This is a genomic window from Acidovorax sp. HMWF029 (assembly GCF_003060895.1).
Classification (GTDB): domain Bacteria; phylum Pseudomonadota; class Gammaproteobacteria; order Burkholderiales; family Burkholderiaceae_C; genus Acidovorax.
This window is the reverse complement of sequence record NZ_QAIH01000035.1, coordinates 1-1116: the sequence shown is the minus strand read 5'-3', so window position 1 is coordinate 1116 and position 1116 is coordinate 1. Positions and strand designations below refer to the sequence as shown.

The following is a 1116-nucleotide window of genomic DNA, read 5'->3' as shown; positions in this document are numbered from 1 at the left end:
TGGGCCGCGGTTTACTCCAACGAGGTTTATCTGACGATATGAATGCCGGTGTGCTTTGCTTGCAGCTTGTCTCGCGTCAGATAAACGCTAATCGTTAGACAGCGCGATTAGAGCCATGTTCTCATTCCTAAATAGGAAACCCAAGCCTGATAAGCGCGATCTGGAGCAGGTGATCTTCGACTACGCCGAGCACAAGCGAAACGAAGATCTTCAACTCATTTGTCGCCTCATGGTCGCACGGGAGGTGTTTGTTCCAATCGACAGGGGCTCAATGCCTGCAGCTGCTCAACCTGGCGTCCCGTACGTCTTGGGAGATGAAGATAGAGTCTTGATGAGGAAGGTAACCATCCCAAACAATGGGGAATGGGCTTCCGCTGCTACCCAGCCGACTCACGCATTGTTGTCCAACGGCTACGCGGGTATGACGTGGATTGGGTTTCTGAAGATGACGCAGAAGGTTGCTGAAATACGCGGAGCTCTGCTGCAGGGGACACAATCCTGGATCGCCATGGACAAAAAGCTAGTCGCCAATGTCTTATCCACAATAGAAGATCGAGAGGGTGCGCGCGATGTCTAACGGGTCGCTCGGCGCGGACACGCAGCAGCAGAATGCCGCTTCGCGGCGCATGCTGCGCGCCGGGCAGCTCGAACGTTGAACGTCCGCTTCCATTTGCGGTGAGCGGCTGCTCCTTGCCGACAACAGCCGTGCGCAAGAGCAAGAAGATACTCTGACCCGGTGGTCTGCCACTGGACTCCGATCACAACCCCGCCTTCACTGGGCGCAGGCAGACTGAGGCGCGCTGAGATTGGGTCCGGCAGTGTGCCGGAGTGCTGTGTGAGGCCTTTTTTTCGCGTCCAGGCGCAGCCCGCCCAGCGCCCCTCACGTTGCTCCGCCGCCGCAATCCCCCACTTTTGTGTAACCGAACCCTTCAACACGCATTTTTTGCTTGTTATTTTGCGTAATTATGAGAAATTACGCGTATGGCGAAGCGATGCACCCGGTAGCCAGCATTTAAGGGTGTTTTGCGAGCAGTAAAGGTGGGGCAAGCCGTTGGATGCTTGCGGCGGCTCCTTCCGGTCTGTGTGCGCCATAGGAATCAAGCGATCGAAAAAAGT

At 55.9% G+C, this 1116-nt stretch carries 1 protein-coding gene; it reads left to right on the top strand.

Annotation, left to right across the window (positions count from 1 at the left end):
* Positions 1–115: 115 nt before the first annotated feature.
* Entirely contained in the window at positions 116–577 is a 462-nt protein-coding gene (locus tag DBR12_RS02345; RefSeq protein WP_108615771.1) for a hypothetical protein, read from the top strand.
* Positions 578–1116: the final 539 nt, after the last annotated feature.